Origin of the sequence: Acinetobacter sp. (assembly GCF_050285345.1) — a bacterium.
In the GTDB taxonomy this organism is placed as follows: domain Bacteria; phylum Pseudomonadota; class Gammaproteobacteria; order Pseudomonadales; family Moraxellaceae; genus Acinetobacter.
Map to the genome: position 1 here is coordinate 22,055 of NZ_JBLZXR010000152.1, position 23,047 is coordinate 45,101.

Here is a 23,047-nt window from a genome sequence, read left to right on the forward strand (position 1 = left end):
TAAATTTTGCTCTAGGATAATGCGTGAAACTCGAACCCATCGACCCACAGGAATTTACCGACTACGTTGCCTACTCCGAAAAAAAACGGACCCCATGGGAACGCTTTCTCGATAAAATCAAACCGCGCTCTGCGGCAATGCGCACGACCGTCTTGGTCTTGTTTGTGGTGTTTTTTAGCCTGTTTATGTCACTGTGGTTCTTTTGGCGCACTTTATATTTACCTGAAATTCAGCAACATGCACGTTATCTCGCTGTGGAACTGGAAATCATCAATAATCCTGATTTACGGATTTTCCATAACAATGCCGAGGTCGATGTCGATGACTGGATGCGCAACCGCGTAGGGATTGAATATGTCACCGATCCGAAAGAATTTCCCAATGTAAAAGACAAAGTCATTGCAGAATTCTTTACCAATCAAATCGAAAAAAAATTGGCGAAGGAAATGCGCATTAATAATGCCACTGTATATTTCCAATTTAAGCCAGACCCGCGGATTTGGATTCAAACCCCAGAAATGAATGGCAACTGGGTTCGTGAACCACTTAAAACCTATGCCAACTACAGTGCAGAACTGATTCTTGGCTGGTTACTGGGAATTCCCCTAATTGCCGCAGTAATTATTTTAACTTTGGTGCGTCAGCTCAACCGTCCGTTAAAACGCTTACAAGATGCAGCGAACAGTTACAGTAAGCAAGGCACTGCACCCTATTTAGAAACCAATCATGGTCCGCAAGAAATCCGTGAGGTCAATCAGGCCTTTAACCATATGGTTTATACCTTGGAGCAGACTGAGCGTGACCGCCGTATTATGCTGGCCGGTATTTCCCATGACCTGCGCACCCCCCTGACGCGTATTCGACTCAGTGCTGAAATGATGCCAGATGATGACTTTTTAAAAGAAGGGTTGATTTACGATGTCGAAGATATGGATGCGATTCTAAATCAGTTCATTTCCTATATGCGCGATGGTTCAGATGAAATACCACAAGACACCGATCTCAATGCGCTCTTGCAAGAGTTGGTGATTCAATTTAAGCCACTGGATATTCATTTTGAGCCACAAGACTTACCGATTATCCAAGCGCGTAGTTTGTCGTTAAAACGCTTGATTGGGAACCTCATTAATAACTCCAAACGTTATGGCGCTGAACCGATTGAGTTGTCGACCGAATACGAAGGTGATCATATTCAGATTCGTGTGGCCGATCATGGTGATGGGATTCCTGAAGACCAAATTGAAGATCTGATGCAACCCTTTGTACGCGGCAATGATGCGCGTACCATTCAAGGCAGTGGACTCGGTTTAGCCATCGTCAAACGTATTGTGGATATTCATGAAGGTCAACTTTCAATTCACAATCGAGCAGAAGGCGGACTCGAAGCGATCATTTCTTTACCACTGCAAAAACTCGAAAATGATGAAATATTAAACAACAGTCCATTGGAAAAAATTAAGCAAAGTTTGACTGAACGCTTTTAACAAGCGTTCAAAAAAGCAACAAACAGTTTTGTTTAAGCTTTAAGCATTCATATTTTTTGTTTTATAAATCAAAGAAATAAAAACCATAAATAAAACTTATACCCACATTTTTTGAAAAAATTAGACCTTAGCCTAACAGGTATGCAAAATGGCTTTTTTGATCGGTACAATCCGTATCAGTTTTGAGAATTTCACGAGAGTATATGATGTCTTTAGATCGCATCCGTTTAGCTGCCCTTCACGACAAAGTTATCAGCGCAGAAAAAGCTGCTGAATTCATTCAGGATGGTATGACGGTAGGTATGAGTGGTTTCACACGCGCAGGTGAAGCGAAAGCTGTACCTTTAGCGTTGGTTCAACAGGCTCATGCTAATCCTCTTAAAATCACCCTAATTACTGGCGCGAGCTTGGGTAACGATTTGGACAAAAAATTGACTGAAGCAGGTGTTCTTGCTCGTCGTTTACCGTTCCAAGTAGACAACACATTACGTAAAGCCATCAATAAAGGCGAAGTAATGTTTATCGATCAACATTTGTCTGAAACAGTTGAACAAATGCGTAACCTTCAGCTTAAAAAGCCAGATGTTGCGATTATTGAAGCTGTTGCGATCACTGAAGATGGCGGCATCATCCCTACAACTTCTGTAGGTAACTCTGCAAGCTTCGCAATTTTTGCAGAAAAAGTGATTGTAGAAATCAACACGAACTTAAGCCCTGCGTTCGAAGGCTTACACGATATCTATATCCCAACGTATCGTCCTACGCGTCAACCAATTCCATTAACTCAAGTTGACGAACGTATTGGTACACATGCAATTAATATCGATCCATCAAAAATTGTTGGTATCGTATTTAACAATGAATTACATGACTCACCATCAACTGTCACTGCACCAGATGATGAAACTCAAGGTATTGCCAACCACCTCATCGCTTTCTTTGAAAAAGAAGTAGAAGAAGGTCGTTTACCGAAAAACCTTGGTCCATTACAAGCAGGTATTGGTTCAATTGCAAACGCAGTATTGACTGGTCTTAAAGATTCTAACTTTGAAGACTTAATCATGTACTCTGAAGTACTTCAAGACTGTACATTTGAATTGATTGACGCAGGTAAAATGAAATTTGCTTCAGGTTCTTCAATTACACTTTCTGCTAAATATGGCGAAAAAGTATTTAACAACCTTGAGCAGTACAAAGACAAATTGGTTCTTCGTCCACAAGAAATCTCGAACCATCCTGAATTGGTACGTCGTTTAGGTATTATTGGTATCAACACAGCACTTGAGTTTGATATTTACGGTAACGTGAACTCAACTCACGTATGCGGTACTAAAATGATGAACGGTATCGGTGGTTCAGGTGACTTCGCACGTAATGCGCACTTGGCGATCTTTGTAACGAAATCAATTGCAAAAGGCGGCGACATTTCTTCAGTTGTTCCATTTGCATCGCATATTGATCATGCTGAACACGACGTTGATATCCTTGTGACTGAACAAGGTCTTGCTGACTTACGTGGTCTAGCACCGCGTGAACGTGCTCGTGCAGTAATCGACAACTGTGCACACCCAAGCTACCGCGATGCATTAAATGATTACTTCGACCGCGCATGTGCAAAAGGTGGTCAAACTCCTCACCTTCTTCGTGAAGCGTTGTCTTGGCACACTAACTTCGAAGAGAACGGTCACATGTTGGCTGCTCAACCAGAAGCTGAAGCGAAAACTGCTTAATTTGTCATAGAAATTAAACGCCCTACGGGGCGTTTTTTTATAGTTATACTTTTGAGATACGTGCTCACACGACTTTTCAGATAAGCTCTTCCTCTGTAAATTAAAAATCATCTTCAACCACTTTATTGCGGTTCAATTTTAAAACGTATTTCTCTCATAAAATGGTTTGCATTCACCGACTTTAAATTTTAGGATTTGCCCCCATAAATTTGACAGAACATAGAAAAGAGATTTCCCATGCGTGTAGATATCTGGTCAGACGTGGTTTGCCCTTTTTGTTATATTGCAAAAAAACGCCTTGAAGCCGCGGCTGAAGAATCAGGTGTAGAACTTGAAGTGTTTTGGCACAGCTACCAATTAGATGCAGATGCACCGACCAGCTTACAAATTTCCAATACTGAACGTCTTGCGCAAAAATATGGACGCAGCCTTGAAGAAGTTGTCGAAATGCAGCGCAACATTGCGGAAATGGCAAAAGCTGAAGGTATTGAATTTAACTGGGAAAAAGCCAATTCAGGCAATACCTTTAATGCGCATCGTTTAATTCACCTTGCACAAAGTAAAGGTTTAGGCAATGAAGCCAAAGAAGCCTTTTTCTATAGCTATATGACTCAAGGTTTGGCAATTGGCGAACGTGAAACCTTAGAAGACGTAGCTTCTCGCATTGGTTTAAATCCAGTGGAAGTTGACGATCTACTCGACTCAGATGAATTTGCTGACTTCGTAAAATATGATGAAGAAGTGGCACGTGATCAGTTAAAAATTAGTGGCGTGCCGTTCTTTGTCTTTGAACAACGGATTGCCCTTGCAGGGGCACAACCGAAAGAAGTCTTTAAACAAGTCATGGATAAAGCGGCTGAATTACCAGAAATTGCACCTACACCAGTGTGTAGCGATGACAGCTGCGAAACCCCAGAAAAATAAACATTCAGTTTGAATACTGCATCTGAATAAAAAATCCCCGGAATTGGGGATTTTTTTATGGCCTAATTAAAAATAACTTTATTCAACCAAGAAACTTATTTTTAAGTTCACCCGATACTCCGAAATTTTATTTTCTTTGATCACAACTTTTTGTTCGTTAATCCATGCACCTTGTACATTTTTAACAGTTTCAGTCACTTTATTAATTCCAGACTGAATTGCATCTTCAAAACTTTTGGTGCTACTTGCATTCACTTCAACCACTTTTGCGACAGACATTTTTCACATCCTCATTGTTATGATTTTGAGTATCTATCATAGGGTCTAGTCGAATTTATCGATCACTTTTTCAACAATTTCACAGCAAATGATTACACGCCTTACACAGGTATTTGTCATAGACTTGATCATTACAAAGCAGCAGCCTGTTTTTACATGCCTTAAATATCAGAATGGCAATTTGTAGATTAGGCTAGAACTAAATCCTTTATCCTCATCAGGAGTATTGCTATGACCCATGAAAATCAAGCTGCATTCGATGAAACCAACCTAGGAAATACCGCAGCAAATCTATCAACTGATTCAACCACCACATCAGCTTGTAGCTCCCGTAAATCGCGTTTCTCTCCAACCCTTAAAGGTGCACTCATTGGCGCAGTAGCTGGCAGTGTCCTTCCAGTATTTGGTACCTTTAGCGGGGCAATTATTGGTGGTGTTGCAGGTAAAATTTACGAGAAAAAATGCACAAAGAATTAAGACATTTTTTCTCTATATGAGAGTGAAGAAGAAGCTTCACTCTCACTCAAAAAACTAGAGTTTTAACTCTAACAATATGTTTTATATCATTTAAATATACAACCACTTATCTTGCATTGCCGATTCGATCATTTTTAATTGATTATTTTTTGATATCATTTTCATACAAATTCAAGTTATCAATCTCTCCCTGACGAGTTTAACACTCGCCAATTATGATCAATAGGAATGCAAAATGAACACAATCAAATTTGCTGTAGCGGCGGCTGTAATGGTACTTTCTGCGAATGTTTCTGCGCAAATCGTTTATGTCCCAGATTTTCCTGTAAAAAAAGCAGCAATCACTGAAACTGCGAATGCAGACAACCAAGCTCCTGCGACTGAAGAATCAACTCAAGCTACGGCGACGACTAAAAAAGTTGCATAATTTTTAGCTGATTTTTCAAATAAAAACCGACTGCCAATAGCGTCGGTTTTTTTATATCATCATTTTTTATTTCGCCAGTCTACGCTTAAAACTAATCAAATCATTTCTGCATTTTTAGCTGATTTTCCGCTTCTAACTATCTGCTTTATTAAACCTTTTTGATGACATTTTTTATTCAGATCTAGCTTCATGCCAAACCAGTCGTATTATTTTTAATCAAAATGCGCTTTATTTGTCATAAAGCACAATTTATTTGTAGAAGATGACATTTATTTCCATGTTTTTTTTAGCAAAATCCCTATAATCGAAATAGATCCTCTTTTTCATTTTTTGTTGAATAACATTGTCCTATGCAAGAACTTCAGGCACTCATACAAGGAAAAGTTTCAGCTCAGATGATCGATATAGATCGCCTGATTGAATTGGCACAACACTATAAAGACCCCAATTCGGCCGAATATAAATTAGTTGAACTTGCAACCAATATCGTACTGGCGCAGTACCTAGAAAAAGCTCAAAAAATTCTCTAGGACGTGCACACATGAATCCACAAGAAAAAGCACAGTTGATTAAAGAAATACATGTTCTTACTCACCAATTCGAACATCGTGCATTGAGCTTGTATGAAATGGCACGCTCAAAAAAACGTATTCATGAAATTTTTGCCTTATGTAATGAACCTATTTTTCAAAAACAAGTACTTACCTATAAAGCGCTCACCGAACCTCAAACTGCCGCATTCGATTTTGCACAGCAAACACCTTTTGCGCTGACATTTCGGGGCTATTTTCAAAAGAGTGATGCCCTAGAAGATATCCTATATCAACAACCAGATATGGGCTGGGCATTTTTACATCAGGCAAGAGTTTGGCAAATCTGGATGATTCCTGCGCCTAATCGTACCGCGTTGATCAGTGAATGGGGTAACTTTGCTGAATGTTATGACTGGCTGCTTGAGCAGCAACAGTTATATCAATGCCTAGAGACAGATCGAGAGCTGCAACAACGTGCTGTACCTCTTCATCTGCCGTCACTAACCGAAAGTCATACGCCGATTTTAGCCACTCAACTGGAATATGAATCCACTGAAAATACTGAAACAGTCAGTAATCCGCTTGATCTCACCATAGATGATGTTTTAGCTGAAGACCTACATACTGTGTCAACCCCAGATACTGCTGCAACGGCTCAATCTGATGCAATACCCCAAGAACAAGAGCAGGTTCAATCCTCTACGTCTACGCTCATTCAGGAAGTAGCTGCTGATGTAGATATCGAGCCTTGTGAGATCCAAAGCGCCAAGCCTATTCCTGAAAGTATCCACATTGATCAATTCACCGCAAAACTGCAACAGATTCCACAGCTTGAGCAAGATCCACCACAGTTATTTGAACTCCTCATACTCGAACAGGCTGAATTGAACCTGCAAATTGATTTTTTACTCCACGCCAACATGCTGGAACATTGGGATCAATATCCGATCTATCTGGCCGAACAGATGAATATAGAAGGGAAATTTATTAAATATCTCATGCTGTTCGGCGCACAAAATCAAATGGAAGCAATTCGGCTTGCCCAGCTTTTCACCCTGCAACATCAACATGATTTGGCCTCAATCAAAGAAATTAACACCAACCTAATATCACAAATTTTGTCTCAACCAACTGATTTATATTACTATTACCAACAGGCGGAAGGTATTTGGCAGAAAACGGATTATTTCCCTTTTATCCCTGCAACATTGATCCAGACCCAAAAATTTATTCATTTTGATGAGCCAGATACAGATTTCAATACACCCATATTATTATTACAAGAACGACAAAAACTTCGACTGATCCATGGGCAAAAACGCCTAGCACTGTCACGAACAGAGCAAACCTACCCTTGCCTCATCTTAAACCGACAACAAGGCTTAAATTGGCAAACCATTCAAACGGTCATCAATCAGCTGGCGCAACCAATTGACGTCCAGCAGCTCTATCAGGCTTTAAAATTGTATATACACGATTAATTGCAGTTATTTTGTATTTTGACTTGCTTTTGTTCGACAAAAATAACAAAACTACAGATGCTGGATAATTAAATAGAGCCAAAACATATGCATAAACAACAACAGCACTTTGTTCGGACTTTGCTTTTTTCCGTATCACTCAGCATGATCTACCAAATGTCGTGGGCCACTGAAACGGTAACCACCGTCGATCAGCCTATTTTAGAGACGGAAACAGATACACCGATCATCCATCCAACGCTCACACGACCAGAACATAATGACTTGCTGGACCAAATTCCACGCTGGATTGATGCCGCGCCAACATTTTTACCGAGTCAATCTGACCACGCCATCGTCCCGACAACGGAACAAACCGAAAATAATAGCTGGACCGATAAACAGCAAAAAAGCATCCGTAATTGGGCCGATCGCACAGCGATACGCATGGATAGCTGGTTTGGAGCAAGTGAGCCAGATAAGCCTGCCAACGCAACGCTACGGGTGATTTTAGATAACCGCTGGAATAAGCACGATGAATACGAAATTAAACCACGTATTCGCGGAAAAATTAGACTCCCGACTTTAGAAAAAAAATTAAGCGTCGTGTTCGGTGATGACTCACTCGATAATGAACTTGAAAATAGTACCGTGATTACCAATGAAAACCCAGATGGACGTCCAGACAAGAATTATGATCGTAAACAAGTACGTGAAGATAACAGCTCTTTAGCATTACGTTGGTCCCAAATTTCAGAACGTTTACCCTTTGAAAGCGATGTCGATGTCGGTTTACGCTCGGGGGATGATTTATATCTTCGACTCAAAGCATCTAGGCAATGGCAATTGGACAATGATTTTCGTTTCCTTGCTGAGCAAATCTATCGCTATGGGATCGATAGTGAAAATTATCTACGGACCAATCTTGAATTAACCCATGCTCGTCCAGGCCAACCTTTTATTTCCAATCAATTCAATCTCACTTATGCGGACACGCAAGATGACGATTTAGAATGGGATAACTTTAGTTATCGACAACACCAATTTTTTAAAGGCAATCGTTTTAACTACGGACTGTACACTGGTGGTTTTTATAATAATGATCAACTGCGTTTAAACAGTTGGGGGCCTTATGTCTCTTGGCGTCAACCCTTCCTACGTGAATGGTTCTTTATCCAAGGTGATCTGAATTATCTAAATGACCATCGTAAAGATAAAAGTCATTATATTGGTGCCTTGGTACGACTTGAGGCCTTGTTCTAATCGAAGCTCGCCAAGCTTAAAGATACATTTTAAGCCAATAAAAAAAGCCTCCCGTAGGATAATGCTGATCAATTAAGGAAATTAGGGTAGTTTTCAACCTAAATTTCCTTATGTTTGAATTTAAATTTAGCTAAATTTACGTCTTATTGACCTTGTTTTTAACTTTTAAATCCTTAACTGACTAGCATTACTCCCGTAGGAGGCTTTTCCATCTATGTTATTTCAACAATAAGCTATTAATACGCTTGATATATTGTGCAGGATCTTCAGGTAAGCCACCTTCTGCAATCAAGGCTTGGTCAAAGATCACATTGGCCAAATCATCAAACTGTGCCGAGCCTTCCAATTTTTGTACCAAAGGATGCGATGGGTTGATTTCCAATACAGGTTTCGACTCAGGCACCGCTTGACCCGCTTGTTTCAACATGCGAACCAACTGTGGTGACAACTCGCCTTCAGCCACCACCAAACATGCCGGAGAATCCACCAGTCGTGTGGTAACACGCACTTCAGAAGTTTTCGCTTTTAACGCATCTGATAGTTTTTCAACAACCGGTTTAAATTGTTCAGCGGCTTGCTCAAGGGCTTTTTTCTCTTCAGCATCTTGTAAATCACCTAAATCGACTGCGCCCTTCGAGACATTTTGTAACGGTGTTCCATCGAACTCAAATACAAATTCCATAGCCCATTCGTCAACACGCTCGGTCATCAACAGGACTTCAATACCTTTCTTTTTAAACAATTCAAGCTGTGGTGAATTTTTTGCGGCGTTAAGGCTATCTGCAGTCACGTAATAAATGGCTTTTTGGCCTTCTTGCATTTGCGCCTTATAGTCGGCAAATGAAGTTTTCACTTCGTCACTGCTTGCAGTCGCAAAACGTAATAATTTTAAAATACGTTCACGATTTGTCATGTCCTCGCCCAGACCTTCTTTCAACACTGAACCAAATTCAGCATAGAAGGTTTGAAACTTCTCCTGATCAGCAGCATCTTCCGATTTTGCCAAGCCATCCAACACAGTCAAAATCCGACGCGCATTGCCTTCACGAATGGTTTTTACATCACGGCTTTCTTGTAGCAATTCACGGCTAACGTTCAGCGGTAAATCTGCACTATCCACCACACCTTGCACAAAGCGCAGATAGTTTGGAATTAGGTTGTCTGCATCATCCATAATGAAGACACGTTTCACATACAGCTTAATCCCAGCTTTGGCTTCACGGGTAAAAATATTGCTCGGTGCTCGCGATGGGATATACAGTAATTGCGTATATTCCGTACTGCCCTCGACGCGGTTATGTGCCCACGCCAAAGGTGCTTCATAGTCATGGCTCAGGTTTTTATAAAATTCTGTATATTGCTCATCGCTAATTTCATTTTTATTGCGCGTCCACAACGCACTTGCCGAGTTAATGGCTTCCCATTCATCGGTTTTAACGTACTGCCCCGGTTTGGCCTCTTCACCTTCAGCTGCTTCTTCTTGTTGCCAAATTTCTTTTTGCATCTCGATCGGCAAGCTAATATGATCTGAATACTTATTAATAATTTGTTTTACTTTGGCACTGTCTAAGTATTCAAGTGCATCTTCACGCAAATGTAAAATAATCTCTGTTCCACGTGAAGCCTTGTTGATCTGCTCGACATCGAACTCACCAGTACCCTGACTGATCCAGCGTACACCTTCAGCAGCTTCAGCCCCTGCGCGACGAGATTCAACGGTAATTTTTTCAGCAACAATAAAGCCTGAATAGAAACCTACACCAAATTGACCAATCAGCTGAGCATCTGACTTTTGATCACCGGTCAATTTCGACATAAAGTCTTTGGTTCCAGACTTGGCAATCGTCCCCAAATGCTCAATCGCTTCTTGTTGATTCATCCCAATCCCATTGTCCGAAATGGTAATGGTTTTATTGGTTGAATCAAGACTGATACGAACATGGAGTTCTGGATCATTTTCATAATATTCAGGATGATTAATCCCTTCAAAACGCAACTTATCACAGGCATCTGAAGCGTTAGACACCAATTCACGTAGGAAAATTTCGGGATTTGAATATAAAGAATGTGTGACCAAATGTAGTAACTGAGCTACTTCTGCTTGGAAGCTATGTTTTTGAGAATTGTGTGTGCTCATCCGTCTCTCCTTTCATCGGGCTTAAAATTATGAACTGCCTATATGAATGGAGGGACTTGATTATTTTTCAATGGGCTTGAATGAAATTTCAGCCTAAAAATATCCAATATACCGTTATCTGCTCTTAGAAAGGCCCTTGCTTATACACACGGTCCATATATAAATCTAATTTTTGCTGACGCATTTTATACACATCACGCAGGCAGCTCACATTATCTCGGCATTGATCGCGTAAACTTAGCCATTTAACTTGCTGATCTTGGATCGCTCCACGCGTCCCCATTGGCACCAAATGGCGAATAATATTATACGTGGTGGCCATTTTGACATCAGCATCATTAATTGGACGATGCTCACAAATCGCATGTTCAGTCACAGTCTGAGCCTTGTTGCAATCAAAACTGGCTGCATGCAGTGAAAAAGCCATACAAGCACCACAAATGAGCAGCGCACATTGAATTATTTTTTTCATTCTGATAATTCCTATCGCTCAATAAGATTCTAAAACTGACTCTAACAGTTTCATTTTATTAAACCATTGCCAATTCGCTCAATTCCATCCCGCGAAGATTTAGTTATTTTTTGCAATAAAAAACCCTGCCAAAGACAGGGTTCTCAACAAAATTCTAAGTCTTAGAATTTGTAGCTATAACCGATTGTGTAGACCATTGGGTCGATATCTAGATCAAATGAGTCAAGTGTTTCAATTTTAACTTCTGGGCTAAGTTGTGCATAACGAACATCTGCGAACACGCCCCAGTTTTTTGCATCAGCTGGTTGGTAGTTAAAACCAATCTGACCAGCAACACCGTAAGTCTCTTTTACATCGACATCAAGGCCGCCTAAACCGCGCGTTTCTTCATCCCATGGAATAAATGCAGTTGCACCCACACCCACATAAGGCGTAAAACGGCTCGCATTTTTAAAGTGATACTTAGCAGTAATTGTTGGCGGCAAATGCTTAAGCTTAACGACATCCGTACCATTTAATGTTACATCATGGCTAATAGGTGCTGCTAAAAGTAGTTCTGCAGAAATATTATCATTAAAGAAATATTCTACAGATGGTGTGAATGCTAATTCACTATCAGCTTTCACAACACCTAAACCAGAGACAGTAGTATCTGTAGTTGGCGCAACTGCTGAACCACCCACTTTCACCTGCCATTGACCCGCCATTGCTGAAGCAGACATCCCCAACAATGCAATTAGAGCAACTTGTTTTAACATTTTTAAAACCCTATGGAAGAATAATAACACTAATTTTCAAACATTAATTCATAATAAACATTCATATTATAAATATGCAATAGTCATTAATTGTTTAAAATTTTATTTATTTTTAAGTATATGAATATATTAATTATTTATTTTAACCATATCAGAAAGGTTGGTTTTAATACCAACCCTAACAATCAGATTAATTATTATATACCAAGTGTATTACTTGGTTTTATTATATGAGCTATTTTATAATATCCATTTAAAATACATATTATAAAAACAACCATAAAATAAATTAAAAACTCAATTAAAGCACTATTACTACAATCCACCCAAACACTAATCATGGAAGATTAAAATGGATGAAATTGGCACCACACTGCTTCTCATACAGTTATGCTGCTCCCTTAATTTAAACTTGATGTCGAACCAAGTATCGAATTAGACGTAGGAGAATTTGTATCAGCCAAATTTGAATATAGAGTGATTCATAAATAGGAGTTAGAATTGGTACAATAGAAAAACAAATTTATTAAGAATTTAAAATTTTATTTATTTTTAAGTGCATGAATATATTATTTATTTTAATCAGATCAACAAGACTGGTTTAAATACCAATCTTGTTAATCAGATTAATTATGATATGCCAAGTAGATTACTTGGTTTTATTATAGGCATTATTTTATAATATTTATTATAAATACATATTATAAAATTAACAGTCAAATAATTAAAAAACTTAATTAAAGCACCATTGCTGCAATCCAGCCAAACACCAATAATGGAATATTAAAATGGATAAATGTAGGCACTACACTGTCTTTCATATGATCATGTTGACCATCCATATTTAGACCTGATGTCGGACCGAGGGTCGAATCAGACGCAGGAGAGCCCGCATCACCCAATGCTGCAGCCGTACCAATTAAAGCAATGGTTGCCATTGGACTAAAACCGAATTGAATGCAGAGCGGTACATAAATAATCGCTAGAATTGGTACAGTCGAGAAAGAAGAACCAATGCCAAGCGTGATTAATAAACCAATCAGCAACATCCAAAATGCGGCTAGACCTTGGCTATTGCCAATCCACTGTACCGATGCTTCCACCAATGCAGGTACTTGGTTGGTGGCTTCAATCACGGAAGCAAAACCTTGCGCGGAAATCATGATAAAGCCCACCAAGGCCATCATACGCATACCACTAACAATCACATCATCTGCTTCTTTCCACTTAAAGATCCCGGCAAAACTTAAGATCCCCACGCCGACTAAACCAGCAAGAATCATGGAATCAGAGATTACCTGAACCGATAGCGTCGCAACCACAGCGATTGCAGCCATGATCAACGTGAAATTGGCCACCTGAGGCTTACCATCTGCATCGCTTTTTACATCTGATGAAATGGTGTGATGTGATGTATTCACATGAAGATCGGCATATTCACGCGGCTTACGATAGCTGATAAACATTGCAATCAACAGACCGACAAACATGCCAGACACTGGAATGGCCATAGCCGCTGGAATTTGCTCATAACTGATATGGAAACCATAAGGTTTACCAAAGGTATTAATGTTTTGACCTAAAATATCGTTCAGGAAAATGGCACCAAAACCGAAGGGTACCAACATATAGGTTCCGACTAGACCGAAAGTGAGTACGCAAGTAATCAAACGACGGTCAAGCTTGAGATGATTAAAGACGCTCAATAAAGGTGGAATTAACACAGGAATAAACGCGATATGGACAGGAATCACGTTTTGCGAACAAACGGCAGCCAGTACAACGGTCACAAATATTAGGTATTTCACACGATTTTGCGCTTTCGCATTACTGCTGCCTTTCAGCTTAGTAATCAATTGATACGCGAGTAAATCAGGCAAACCTGAACGAGCTAAAGCCAATGCAAATGCCCCTAATACTCCATATGCAAGCGCAATTTGAGCACCATTGCCTAAACCGCTGTTAAAGGCTTCGATGGTTCCATGAATACCAAGACCGGCTAGCAAGCCGCCTGTAACAGCACCGATAATCAGTGCAAAAACCACAGGGACACGGGCCAGTGACAGTCCGAACATGACTGCAATTGCGGCAAGAATAGCGAACATAACAAAAGGAGGGTCTGAAAAAACCCGTATTTTATCAGAGTTTGCTCGCTATTTAGCCCTTACAGGCAAAACTGTAGGGCTATATATCCAAGTCGTCTTGGTATTAAGCTGCTTTCGCGAATGCGAATTGTCGAATGTACTGTGCAATCGTTTCGGGTTGACTCAAAATCGCCCAATGATTGGCTGCAACTTCAACTACAGACAGATCGTCTACCCATTGCGGCAAGATATCAATCAGCTCAGGACTGACAAAATTATCATATTTCAAAACAATTGCTTGGACAGGACAAACCGCATAGCGCTGCCTTGGACGAGTTAAACAAGGAATAAAATTCGCACGATATAATCCGACACCATTTTTTCCATCCTGCTGAATATTGGCATTTAAGGGCAGGTTCTTTGTACGCTCCAATTCAGCAACTACTTTGCCCCAGCGTTCAGGGTTAAAGAACTGCCAAGCTGTCGGTGCTAAAAATGGCAACTGAAAAACTGCGATATACCACGACTTACTGATTTGCTTAAAAAATTTTGATTTTTGATGTTTAAACTGGCCACGTAACCAAAATGTAGTATGATCCAAACACGGACCAGAAATAGTTGAATACGACAAAATACGCGATCTAAACTTCGGTTCAGTGACCGATTCCCAAGACTGGATGGAACCCCAATCATGCGCAGCCAGATGATACTTTCGATCACCCAATACCCCTTGTGTCACACAATCCAAATCTTGTGACAATTGTTCCAAACGATAATCTCGAACTTTACGCGGCACTGAAGACTGTCCTGCACCACGTACATCATAGGTCACAATATAAAAATCTGAAATGAGTTTTTGAATAATCGGTTCCCACACTTCCTGATTGTCTGGATAACCATGTACCAAGACCAATGCAGGTTTTGTAGCATCTCCCCATAATTTGACATAGAGCCGCTGTTGATCTGTGGTATTCACCCACTGCGTTGTAACATTCATTATTATTGTCCCTTTATCATAACTTACGGTATTGATGATTTATTGCTGAGCATAGGCAATCTGATCAATGCCAAATTTTACAACTGCTTTAGTATGCGTAGCTCAACATCAAAAATAATTGACCCTGTTGAGCATAATCCAGAAAATAATGACAATGCCAATTGTCTCTAAATAATTCAATTCACCTTTATACGCCCGACTAACAACATAAATATTTGATTTAAAAGTTAATTTAACCAAAAATCACATTCAGATCAAAATACCCTTAGCCTCTAAGCAAAAAACATCATAGATGTAATTTAGGTGGTAGTTAATATTCTAGCCAATCCATTTTCTATGCGGATGTTAGCCTTCTCGGTTACTCGAAGCCTTAGAACAAGCACAGGCACAGCAACAGCAGAGGGAAGCCGATTTACTCAAGATATTCGAGAGTACCAAGCAAGACAATCAAAGCGTCAGGGAAGCATTCAAGAAGCTTTTAGAGAGTATCAGCGAAATAGATCAGACCCGAAACGAGAGCTTGAACAAATTAGCTCTGCAAGTAAGCAACTTGAGCTTTCAAGTGCAAGACTTCAAGACACAAAACTCAGCTTTGACCAAGCAATTGCAAGTGTTAGAAACAGCAAGTCAGCAAGTTGAAAAAATGAATGAATCTGAACGGAGTTACAGCAGTGGTTTCGGATTAAGTAGATAAATTAAATATTTGATATTTAACACAATAATAACAGAAATGGTCATTAATTTTACATAGTATAAATTCTTCAATTAATTTAAAAAGAATCCTAAAAATGTCTATAAATAAATCTGTAATAGCCGTTATAACGGTAGCTATTTTTTCTCAATCTACCTTCACAATGGCAGCAACAAAACCTGCTCAAACTTTTAGCCGAGCAAATTGTGGACTAGGCTGGAATAATACCAGTGTTGTTGGATGGTGGAATGAGTCAGTTTCTTATGATGGATTTAAAGGTACTCATAATATGAGTGTCCAATCAAGGCAAACAACTTCACAGGGAGAAAGCCGTACGATTCCTAAACATTCTCAAACAGCAGGATATCGTGTTTATTCGGGTATAACTGATTCTATGACTGATAAGCGTTTTTGGACGGTGAGAGGTACTCATTCAGAAACTTTAAATGATAGAACTATTGTTAATTCAAATACTTCTGCAACAGCATGCAATATTGATGTCAGTCAATTTATCTAAAATGAGTTTAGTATGAAGTGGTCAAAAATTTTATTAATAATTGTTTTAGTATTGGTTGTTTTGGGAGTAATTGTATTTACTCTAAAACCAGAAAAAACTTCATCTTCCAGTGTTAAACAGAATAACCAAAATGAACAAGGTTATGAAGACGGGGACGAATTAAAATCATCTGGTTTAAACGGAGACAGCAAAGCTGCTAATAAAGTTGGAGGTATGACCACTTCAACAAATAATGAAGCTTTTCTAGATATGTCTGAATTGAGAAAAAAATATCCTGATGGCGTAAGGTATTTGAATATTGATAGTTCTGATTTATCACTAGAACAGAAGGAAATGTTTAAAAAAGATTTTGAAAATTTAGCGAAGTACGGCAGCTTTGATGGTAACGCTCCGGATCAGAATGAGTTTAAAGAGGAAGACCTCGCAAAATTAAGAAAAATGATAAATAAACAAGAAGCATTGTCATTTTCCCCAATGGAAGAAAATAGGTTTGTGCCAAATGATTTGAAGATGACAGGAAAATATTATTCAGGTACTTACAATGAAAAACAAGGATTTGATTCATACACGAGATTGTATGAAAATTCTTCAAATGGGGAAAAAATTGAAATTTCAGAAATGTATTTAAATCCGAGTAATAACACTGTACTTGATGTATTTAAGGAAAGCCGTAATGCCGATTTAGATGGTGTTAGCATGACTTGGCAGACAAAACCGAACTCTGCAGGAAATAACTATACTGCGGACTTTGTTATTAACCAAAAAAAATATTCTATTTCTACTGCGGGATATTCTGAATCTGAATCAAAGCAGATTGTTTCTAATTTAATTAAAGCCAATCGTTAAAACATTGCATAAGTCAATGTTAAGAAAAGAAATTTTGAAATGTGACAAAACAATGCTACATTTCAAGCAGGCGAAAAAAAGTAGGTCTGCAAACCTACTTTTTTCTCTTTGTTAAACAAATGCTTAAAGCATAAGTCCAACGCAAATTCGATACTTGTATCGTACTGATGTTTTGAGCCAATGCAACACTCGGACGTGTTTCATGCTCAATAAAACGCAATTTTCAGCAAATTTTTACGAAAAATTACCTTATAAACCGTACTGCACCGATGATTTAAGTACGGGATTAAAAATACGCCCCAAAAAAACGGCTATTCAAATGCCGTATTTACAACACAATCCTCCTTGTCTTATTTCTAGTTTAGTCTTTGATGTGGATGCGTCAGACGCATATTTTTCATGGTTTGATGCAAATTTACCGACGCCACACTGGATAGTAAAAAATCGAGCAAATGGACATGCTCATATTGGTTATATGCTTGCTGCACCAGTCTGTACAACACACAGAGCAAAACAGAACATCATTGAATATGCAGCAAAGATCGAGCAGGCGTATACGCTTGCTTTAGTGCAGATCAGGGCTAACGTTATAATTTTCTGAAATAAAGTAGTTTCGATTAAATTTTTTCCACTCTTGCTAAGTACAGATAGGCTCAAGATCTTGGATGAAACCAGTCTGCGAATTATGGACATCCAAAAAATCTTATCTCTCCAACGCAAACAACTTCATCCACACCAATAAAAAAGACGCTGATGAATCAGCGTCTTTTTACTCATTAAATACATCAAGCAATTATCGTTTTTGCTCAATAGCCGCACCCGCGCCACCACCAATCGCACCACCAATGGCAGCGCCAGAGCTGCCACCAAAAATACTTTTACCTACAGCAGATCCGATGGCACCACCTACACCACTATAAGTTGCGTTACGGTTTGAGCCATGTTGAGTCTTACTTCCGATAGCAGCACCTGCACCACCACCAACAGCAGCACCGACACCACCACCGACATTATTACCCACACCACCACCAATCGCCCCACCGAGTGCAGCTGCACCAATACGTTGTTCATTTGGCGACATACTTTCACAACCGGCAAGCATCATGGTTGACATCGCAGCAACAGCGAATACGCTCATTACTTTTTTCATTGTGATGATCCTTGTCTTCTTTAGTTACATTCAGTCTAATTCTATTGTATGAAACAAATAAACAGAGCTTGTTACGTCTATAAGCAGAAATGCTGCATTTTGTAAAAATACGGTATTAATACCATACTTACTTATTCAGCGTTTTCCTTCAAAATAATGAGATCTTTCGTAGTTTCGCCATTTTCAGTCAGTACTGCATGTGAAAGTTTGGCCTTTGTTTCTGGATCTGTAGCTTGGTCTAATTTTAATGTACGTTTAATCGGTTCCTGACCTTTCTTAAACTCTACCCCTTCGGCATCAATATGGGTATTTTCACGCAGAATTTGCCCTTCTTGCCTCACCGTGGTTTTGGTTTCAATTTTCGAGGTCGGTACAATCACTCCACCACGTTGCACCACTGGAATAGATAATTTCTTTTCTGAAAAATCAGCTTGATGATCTGCCAGTTCAATCTCACGTGCTACGACATCCTGACCTTTATTCGTCATTTCAAGCACAGTCGCAGTGACTTGACGTACCGGTTCCTGACCAGCAACACGACGAACCACTTCAGTTTTGAGTACAGGGACTACGGCTTTATCCTGCACGACAATTGTATTTGGCATCGGTGCAGCAATCGCCGCGATAGAGGTAAACAAAGCAGAAACCGCAAAAAGTTTTTGAGTAATTTTCATGAATAGACCCGTTATGTTTAAGTTTATAAATCAATAAATTTGTGAAGTTATATTTTTACTATAGGAAATAATTCAATATTAGGAAAGCTTTAATTGCCAAATATTCTGCATAAAAAAAGACGCCCGAAAGCGTCTCTTTTTTTGAATGATTAAAAGACTAATTAAAGACCATTAAACTCATCACTGAATGCTTGACTTAAAGCTTGATCCACATCAGAGAAATCATTGTGCAGCTCAAGTTCTGCAGCTTCTGATTCTTGACGACGACGCTCTAAGTGGTAAGCCAAACCTGTACCCGCTGGGATCAGACGACCAACAACCACGTTCTCTTTCAGACCGCGTAATTCATCTTCTTTACCTGTTACAGCCGCTTCAGTTAACACACGCGTTGTTTCCTGGAACGATGCAGCAGAGATGAACGAGTCAGTAGAAAGCGATGCTTTCGTGATCCCCATCAATTGACGATCAAACTTCGCTGGGAACTTGTTCTGAGCTGCCACAGCTTGGTTTTCTTGAACAACGCGGATGTATTCCACTTGTTCGCCTTTGATGAAGCTTGTATCACCACCGTCAGTGATTTCAACTTTACGCAACATTTGACGTACGATAACTTCAATGTGCTTGTCGTTGATTTTTACACCTTGCAGACGGTATACGTCCTGAACTTCGTTCACGATGTAGTTTGTAAGTGCAACTTCGCCTTTCAAACGTAAGATGTCATGTGGGTTTTGCGGACCATCAGAAATGGTTTCACCACGGTTCACATGCTCGCCTTCGAACACGTTAATGGTACGCCATTTCGGAATTAACTCTTCGTAAATCTCAGAGCCATCATCCGGAGTAATCACAAGACGGTTCTTACCTTTGGTTTCTTTACCGAAGCTCACGATACCTGAAATTTCAGCAAGGATCGCATGTTCTTTCGGTTTACGTGCTTCGAACAAGTCAGCTACACGCGGTAGACCACCGGTAATATCACGTGTACGTGAAGATTCTTGTGGTACACGACCAATAACGTCACCGACACCAATTGTTTCGCCGTCGCGAACAGTCAGAATCGTATTTTGTGGCAAGAAGTAGAACTGTTCGCCGCCATCCGTTGTATCCAATACAACAGCTGGACGCATATCTTTACCAGATGCTGGACGTGAAGTTACTGGAAGTACTTCAATAGTCGTCATACCTGTTGCATCATCAGTTTTCGATGTAACAGTTACGCCATCAGCGATTTGGCTGAAACGTACTTTACCTGCAACTTCTGTAACAAGTGGATGTGTATGCGGATCCCAAGTCGCTACGATACCGCCAGCTTCCACAGCTTCGCCATCTTTAATGATGATTGAAGCACCGTATGGAAGTTTGTAACGTTCGCGTTCACGACCTAAATCATCCGCAATACCTATTTCACCTGAACGTGAAGTTGATACCAAGTGACCTTTAGCGTGTTGTACTGTTTTCACATTGTGGAAACGTACTGTACCTTTGTTACGAACTTGTACGCTGTTTGCAGCAGAAGTTCGGCTCGCAGCACCACCAACGTGGAACGTACGCATGGTTAACTGAGTACCTGGCTCACCAATTGATTGAGCAGCCATTACACCTACAGATTCACCTGGGTTCACTTGGTGACCACGTGCTAGGTCACGACCATAACACTTCGCACATACACCGAATGTAGACGCACAGTTTACAACTGAACGTACTTTAATTTCGTCGACACCTGCATTTTCAATAAATGCAGCAAGTTTTTCATCGATCAATGTGTTACGTGCAAGAAGAACTTCTTCTGTACCCGCTTTTTTCACATCTTCAGCAACTACACGACCCAATACACGAGTACCAAGGTTTTCAATTACATCGCCACCTTGAATGAACGGTGTCATTACTAGACCGTCGTAAGTACCACAATCTGGCTCAGTAATTACTAAGTCTTGTGCTACGTCTACAAGACGACGAGTCAAGTAACCAGAGTTCGCAGTTTTAAGTGCTGTATCGGCCAAACCTTTACGCGCACCGTGTGTTGAAATGAAGTACTGAAGTACTGTCAAACCTTCACGGAAGTTCGCTTTAATTGGTGTTTCAATGATCGAGCCATCTGGCTTAGCCATCAAACCACGCATACCCGCTAACTGACGAATCTGAGCTGCCGAACCACGGGCACCTGAGTCAGACATCATGTAGATCGAGTTGAATGATTTTTGTTTCTCGTCTTCACCCTGTTTGTTTTTAACAGTTGTGAAAGACAAGTTGTCCATCATCGCTTTCGCTACTTGGTCGTTTGTACGCGCCCAAATATCGACAACTTTGTTATAACGTTCGCCGGCAGTTACGAAACCTTGCTCAAATTGTTGTTCAATTTCACGAACTTCAACTTCAGCTTTGTCAATAATTGCTTGCTTTTGTGGTGGAATCAGCATGTCTTCCATACCCACAGACACACCTGAGTGAGTCGCTTGGCGGAAGCCCAAGTACATCAATTGGTCAGCGAAGATAACGGTATCTTTTAGACCCAATTTACGGTAGCAAGAGTTGATCAATTTTGAGATGTTCTTTTTAGTCATCTCCACGTTGATTTGTTGGAAATCCATACCTTCAGGAACAACTTCCCAAAGCAAGCAACGACCTGGTGTTGTGTCGACAACAATGGTTTGATGTTCACGGTTACCATTTTCGTCAATCACAGTTTGATGTACACGTGCTTTAACACGAGCGTGTAGATCAACTTGACCTGTTGCAAGTGCACGGTTTACTTCATCCGTATCCGCAAACACCATGCCTTCACCTTTGGCATTGATCGCATCACGCGTGATGTAATACAAGCCCAAGACCACGTCCTGAGAAGGTACGATGATTGGTTCACCGTTCGCAGGAGACAAGATGTTGTTGGTTGACATCATTAACGCACGCGCTTCTAACTGAGCTTCGAGTGTTAATGGTACGTGTACCGCCATTTGGTCACCATCGAAGTCGGCGTTGAACGCAGCACATACGAGTGGATGAAGACGGATTGCTTTACCTTCAATCAGGGTTGGTTCAAATGCTTGAAGACCCAAACGGTGAAGTGTCGGCGCACGGTTCAACATCACTGGATGTTGACGAATCACGTGAGCAAGTACGTCCCAAACTTCTGGTGTTTCGCGCTCAACCATTTTCTTCGCAGCTTTAATGGTAGTTGCTTGGCCAGAAGCTTGTAGTTTCGCGAAAATGAATGGCTTGAACAGTTCAAGTGCCATTTTCTTCGGAAGACCGCATTGGTGCAGACGTAAAGTAGGACCTACAGTAATTACCGAACGACCAGAATAGTCAACACGCTTACCCAGTAAGTTTTGACGGAAACGACCTTGTTTACCTTTGATCATATCTGCCAAAGATTTCAATGGACGTTTGTTCGAACCAGTAATTGCACGACCACGACGACCATTATCTAGCAATGCATCCACAGATTCTTGCAACATACGTTTTTCGTTACGTACGATGATATCTGGCGCTGCAAGGTCAAGAAGACGCTTCAAACGGTTGTTACGGTTGATCACACGACGGTAAAGATCGTTCAAGTCAGACGTAGCGAAACGACCACCTTCAAGTGGAACTAACGGACGAAGATCTGGTGGAAGTACTGGAAGTACATTCATCACCATCCATTCTGGTTTGTTGTTCGACTCTTTGAACGCTTCCATCAATTTCAGACGTTTAGATGCTTTTTTAAGCTTCGTTTCTGAAGTTGTGTTTGGAATCTCTTCGCGCAGACGTGAAATTTCAGCTTCAAGATCGATATCTTTCAACAAGTCTTGAACAGCTTCTGCACCCATTTTCGCACTGAATTCATCACCGTGTTCTTCTAACGCAGTGAAGTATTCTTCATCGTTTAGAAGTTGGTATTTCTCCATTGGAGTCATACCTGGGTCAGTCACAACATAAGATTCGAAATACAATACACGTTCGATATCACGTAAAGTCATGTCTAAAAGAAGACCGATACGGCTCGGAAGTGATTTTAAGAACCAAATGTGCGCAACTGGAGAAGCAAGGTCGATGTGACCCATACGCTCACGACGTACTTTTGCAGTCGTTACTTCAACGCCACATTTTTCACAAATGACGCCTTTGTATTTCATACGCTTGTATTTACCACACAAGCATTCGT

General features: G+C 40.2%; 21 protein-coding genes. 12 read left to right on the forward strand and 9 right to left on the reverse strand.

The window, feature by feature from the left end; translation table 11 throughout:
• Nucleotides 1-23: 23 nt before the first annotated feature.
• The 3 genes from ACN6OV_RS13295 (at nt 24) to ACN6OV_RS13305 (ending at nt 4,138) form a co-directional block, all read left to right on the forward strand.
• Entirely contained in the window at nt 24-1,484 is a 1,461-nt protein-coding gene (locus tag ACN6OV_RS13295) for an ATP-binding protein (RefSeq protein ID WP_427953695.1), read from the forward strand.
• A 206-nt stretch (nt 1,485-1,690) separates the two neighbouring features.
• Complete coding sequence (locus tag ACN6OV_RS13300; protein WP_427953737.1) at nt 1,691-3,214, forward strand: acetyl-CoA hydrolase/transferase family protein; 1,524 nt, start codon at nt 1,691-1,693, stop codon at nt 3,212-3,214.
• Between the two features lie 237 nt (nt 3,215-3,451).
• A complete protein-coding gene (locus tag ACN6OV_RS13305) occupies nt 3,452-4,138 on the forward strand; it encodes a DsbA family oxidoreductase (RefSeq protein ID WP_427953697.1) in 687 nt (228 codons plus the stop codon).
• 78 nt (nt 4,139-4,216) lie between these two features.
• On the opposite strand, the gene ACN6OV_RS13310 is transcribed toward ACN6OV_RS13305, so the two are convergent.
• On the reverse strand, nt 4,217-4,417 hold the full coding sequence (locus tag ACN6OV_RS13310) for a dodecin family protein (RefSeq protein WP_427953699.1): 201 nt from the start codon (nt 4,415-4,417) through the stop codon (nt 4,217-4,219).
• Nucleotides 4,418-4,648: 231 nt separating this feature from the next.
• Here ACN6OV_RS13310 and ACN6OV_RS13315 point away from each other — a divergent pair, with 231 nt between their 5' ends.
• The 5 genes from ACN6OV_RS13315 (at nt 4,649) to ACN6OV_RS13335 (ending at nt 8,577) form a co-directional block, all read left to right on the forward strand.
• Nucleotides 4,649-4,894, forward strand: a complete 246-nt coding sequence (locus ACN6OV_RS13315) for a hypothetical protein (protein WP_427953701.1) — start codon at nt 4,649-4,651, stop codon at nt 4,892-4,894.
• Between the two features lie 235 nt (nt 4,895-5,129).
• Nucleotides 5,130-5,321 (forward strand): hypothetical protein, encoded by a 192-nt coding sequence (locus tag ACN6OV_RS13320; RefSeq protein WP_427953703.1) that lies wholly within the window; start codon nt 5,130-5,132, stop codon nt 5,319-5,321.
• A gap of 350 nt (nt 5,322-5,671) precedes the next feature.
• Nucleotides 5,672-5,851 carry a hypothetical protein gene (locus tag ACN6OV_RS13325; protein WP_427953705.1) on the forward strand — a complete coding sequence of 60 codons (180 nt, stop codon included), beginning with the start codon at nt 5,672-5,674 and terminating at the stop codon, nt 5,849-5,851.
• Between the two features lie 11 nt (nt 5,852-5,862).
• On the forward strand, nt 5,863-7,335 hold the full coding sequence (locus ACN6OV_RS13330) for a hypothetical protein (RefSeq protein ID WP_427953707.1): 1,473 nt from the start codon (nt 5,863-5,865) through the stop codon (nt 7,333-7,335).
• Nucleotides 7,336-7,422: 87 nt separating this feature from the next.
• Nucleotides 7,423-8,577 carry a hypothetical protein gene (locus ACN6OV_RS13335; RefSeq protein WP_427953709.1) on the forward strand — a complete coding sequence of 385 codons (1,155 nt, stop codon included), beginning with the start codon at nt 7,423-7,425 and terminating at the stop codon, nt 8,575-8,577.
• A gap of 217 nt (nt 8,578-8,794) precedes the next feature.
• On the opposite strand, the gene htpG is transcribed toward ACN6OV_RS13335, so the two are convergent.
• From htpG to ACN6OV_RS13360, 5 genes are all read right to left on the reverse strand, one after another.
• Nucleotides 8,795-10,714: a molecular chaperone HtpG gene (gene htpG / locus ACN6OV_RS13340; RefSeq protein WP_427953711.1), complete on the reverse strand. Its 1,920-nt coding sequence runs from the start codon at nt 10,712-10,714 to the stop codon at nt 8,795-8,797.
• A gap of 124 nt (nt 10,715-10,838) precedes the next feature.
• Nucleotides 10,839-11,186 carry a lysozyme inhibitor LprI family protein gene (locus ACN6OV_RS13345; protein WP_427953713.1) on the reverse strand — a complete coding sequence of 116 codons (348 nt, stop codon included), beginning with the start codon at nt 11,184-11,186 and terminating at the stop codon, nt 10,839-10,841.
• A gap of 161 nt (nt 11,187-11,347) precedes the next feature.
• Entirely contained in the window at nt 11,348-11,944 is a 597-nt protein-coding gene (locus ACN6OV_RS13350) for an OmpW/AlkL family protein (RefSeq protein WP_427953715.1), read from the reverse strand.
• 737 nt (nt 11,945-12,681) lie between these two features.
• On the reverse strand, nt 12,682-14,049 hold the full coding sequence (locus ACN6OV_RS13355) for a Na+/H+ antiporter family protein (RefSeq protein ID WP_427953717.1): 1,368 nt from the start codon (nt 14,047-14,049) through the stop codon (nt 12,682-12,684).
• Nucleotides 14,050-14,152: 103 nt separating this feature from the next.
• Nucleotides 14,153-15,025 carry an alpha/beta fold hydrolase gene (locus ACN6OV_RS13360; protein WP_427953719.1) on the reverse strand — a complete coding sequence of 291 codons (873 nt, stop codon included), beginning with the start codon at nt 15,023-15,025 and terminating at the stop codon, nt 14,153-14,155.
• Nucleotides 15,026-15,328: 303 nt separating this feature from the next.
• On the opposite strand from ACN6OV_RS13360, the gene ACN6OV_RS13365 reads away from it, so the two are divergent.
• The 4 genes from ACN6OV_RS13365 to ACN6OV_RS13380 all read left to right on the forward strand — a co-directional run bounded on the left by ACN6OV_RS13365 (nt 15,329) and on the right by ACN6OV_RS13380 (nt 17,680).
• Nucleotides 15,329-15,664 carry a hypothetical protein gene (locus ACN6OV_RS13365; protein ID WP_427953721.1) on the forward strand — a complete coding sequence of 112 codons (336 nt, stop codon included), beginning with the start codon at nt 15,329-15,331 and terminating at the stop codon, nt 15,662-15,664.
• Between the two features lie 149 nt (nt 15,665-15,813).
• Nucleotides 15,814-16,233, forward strand: coding sequence for a hypothetical protein (locus ACN6OV_RS13370; RefSeq protein WP_427953723.1), 420 nt, complete (start codon nt 15,814-15,816; stop codon nt 16,231-16,233).
• A gap of 12 nt (nt 16,234-16,245) precedes the next feature.
• Nucleotides 16,246-17,079, forward strand: a complete 834-nt coding sequence (locus ACN6OV_RS13375; RefSeq protein WP_427953725.1) for a hypothetical protein — start codon at nt 16,246-16,248, stop codon at nt 17,077-17,079.
• A 202-nt stretch (nt 17,080-17,281) separates the two neighbouring features.
• Nucleotides 17,282-17,680 (forward strand): replication initiation protein, encoded by a 399-nt coding sequence (locus tag ACN6OV_RS13380; RefSeq protein WP_427953727.1) that lies wholly within the window; start codon nt 17,282-17,284, stop codon nt 17,678-17,680.
• 192 nt (nt 17,681-17,872) lie between these two features.
• Here ACN6OV_RS13380 and ACN6OV_RS13385 read toward each other — a convergent pair whose 3' ends face one another.
• The 3 genes from ACN6OV_RS13385 to rpoC all read right to left on the reverse strand — a co-directional run.
• A complete protein-coding gene (locus ACN6OV_RS13385; protein ID WP_427953729.1) occupies nt 17,873-18,229 on the reverse strand; it encodes a DNA transfer protein p32 in 357 nt (118 codons plus the stop codon).
• A gap of 131 nt (nt 18,230-18,360) precedes the next feature.
• Entirely contained in the window at nt 18,361-18,903 is a 543-nt protein-coding gene (locus tag ACN6OV_RS13390; protein WP_427953731.1) for a hypothetical protein, read from the reverse strand.
• Nucleotides 18,904-19,064: 161 nt separating this feature from the next.
• Nucleotides 19,065-23,047, reverse strand: a 3,983-nt coding sequence (rpoC, locus tag ACN6OV_RS13395) for a DNA-directed RNA polymerase subunit beta' (protein ID WP_427953733.1), incomplete at its 5' end; no start/stop codon positions are given.

What these genes read in the sequence shown, in the direction of transcription:
- ACN6OV_RS13360 (WP_427953719.1), bottom strand. Translation starts at nt 15,025, where the DNA reads ATGAATGTTACAACGCAGTGGGTGAATACCACAGATCAACAGCGGCTC.
- ACN6OV_RS13325 (WP_427953705.1), top strand. Translation starts at nt 5,672, where the DNA reads ATGCAAGAACTTCAGGCACTCATACAAGGAAAAGTTTCAGCTCAGATG.
- htpG (WP_427953711.1), bottom strand. Translation starts at nt 10,714, where the DNA reads ATGAGCACACACAATTCTCAAAAACATAGCTTCCAAGCAGAAGTAGCT.
- ACN6OV_RS13315 (WP_427953701.1), top strand. Translation starts at nt 4,649, where the DNA reads ATGACCCATGAAAATCAAGCTGCATTCGATGAAACCAACCTAGGAAAT.
- ACN6OV_RS13345 (WP_427953713.1), bottom strand. Translation starts at nt 11,186, where the DNA reads ATGAAAAAAATAATTCAATGTGCGCTGCTCATTTGTGGTGCTTGTATG.
- ACN6OV_RS13370 (WP_427953723.1), top strand. Translation starts at nt 15,814, where the DNA reads ATGTCTATAAATAAATCTGTAATAGCCGTTATAACGGTAGCTATTTTT.
- ACN6OV_RS13390 (WP_427953731.1), bottom strand. Translation starts at nt 18,903, where the DNA reads ATGAAAATTACTCAAAAACTTTTTGCGGTTTCTGCTTTGTTTACCTCT.
- ACN6OV_RS13310 (WP_427953699.1), bottom strand. Translation starts at nt 4,417, where the DNA reads ATGTCTGTCGCAAAAGTGGTTGAAGTGAATGCAAGTAGCACCAAAAGT.
- ACN6OV_RS13350 (WP_427953715.1), bottom strand. Translation starts at nt 11,944, where the DNA reads ATGTTAAAACAAGTTGCTCTAATTGCATTGTTGGGGATGTCTGCTTCA.
- ACN6OV_RS13330 (WP_427953707.1), top strand. Translation starts at nt 5,863, where the DNA reads ATGAATCCACAAGAAAAAGCACAGTTGATTAAAGAAATACATGTTCTT.
- ACN6OV_RS13305 (WP_427953697.1), top strand. Translation starts at nt 3,452, where the DNA reads ATGCGTGTAGATATCTGGTCAGACGTGGTTTGCCCTTTTTGTTATATT.
- ACN6OV_RS13320 (WP_427953703.1), top strand. Translation starts at nt 5,130, where the DNA reads ATGAACACAATCAAATTTGCTGTAGCGGCGGCTGTAATGGTACTTTCT.
- ACN6OV_RS13385 (WP_427953729.1), bottom strand. Translation starts at nt 18,229, where the DNA reads ATGAAAAAAGTAATGAGCGTATTCGCTGTTGCTGCGATGTCAACCATG.
- ACN6OV_RS13335 (WP_427953709.1), top strand. Translation starts at nt 7,423, where the DNA reads ATGCATAAACAACAACAGCACTTTGTTCGGACTTTGCTTTTTTCCGTA.
- ACN6OV_RS13380 (WP_427953727.1), top strand. Translation starts at nt 17,282, where the DNA reads ATGCTCAATAAAACGCAATTTTCAGCAAATTTTTACGAAAAATTACCT.
- ACN6OV_RS13375 (WP_427953725.1), top strand. Translation starts at nt 16,246, where the DNA reads ATGAAGTGGTCAAAAATTTTATTAATAATTGTTTTAGTATTGGTTGTT.
- ACN6OV_RS13300 (WP_427953737.1), top strand. Translation starts at nt 1,691, where the DNA reads ATGTCTTTAGATCGCATCCGTTTAGCTGCCCTTCACGACAAAGTTATC.
- ACN6OV_RS13355 (WP_427953717.1), bottom strand. Translation starts at nt 14,049, where the DNA reads ATGTTCGCTATTCTTGCCGCAATTGCAGTCATGTTCGGACTGTCACTG.